This window comes from Streptomyces sp. SID13726 (assembly GCF_010548375.1).
Lineage (GTDB): Bacteria > Actinomycetota > Actinomycetes > Streptomycetales > Streptomycetaceae > Streptomyces.
In genome coordinates, this window is sequence record NZ_JAAGLY010000914.1 from 1 (window position 1) to 379 (window position 379).

The 379-nt window shown below is 77.0% G+C and carries 1 protein-coding gene; it reads left to right on the forward strand.

Annotated features, from left to right (window positions below; all coding sequences use genetic code 11):
- Positions 1 to 379: DNA-processing protein DprA (locus G3I78_RS50965; RefSeq protein ID WP_203616636.1), on the forward strand; the 379-nt coding region annotated here is incomplete at both ends.

Below are 379 nucleotides of genomic sequence, written 5' to 3' on the forward strand. Positions count from 1 at the left end.
ATGCTCGGCCTGATCGCCGCGCAGGGGCTCGTCCTGGGGGAGCTGCCGCCCGGCAGCCACCCGACCCCGAGCCGCTTCGTGCAGCGCAACCGCGTCATCGCCGCGCTGACCCGCGCCACCGTGGTGGTCGAGGCGGCCCACCGCAGCGGCTCGCTGGTCACGGCCCGGCGGGCCCAGCGGCTCGGCCGGTTCACCATGGGCGTCCCCGGTCCGGCCACCAGCGGGCTCTCGGGCGGGGTGCATGAACTGCTGCGCGGCGAGGCCGTGCTCGTCACGGACGCAGCGGAAGTGGTCGAGCTCGTCGGCGGCATGGGTGAACTGGCTCCCGAGCGGCGCGGCCCCGTGCTCGCCCGGGACCTGCTGCGCCGGGACACCGCCC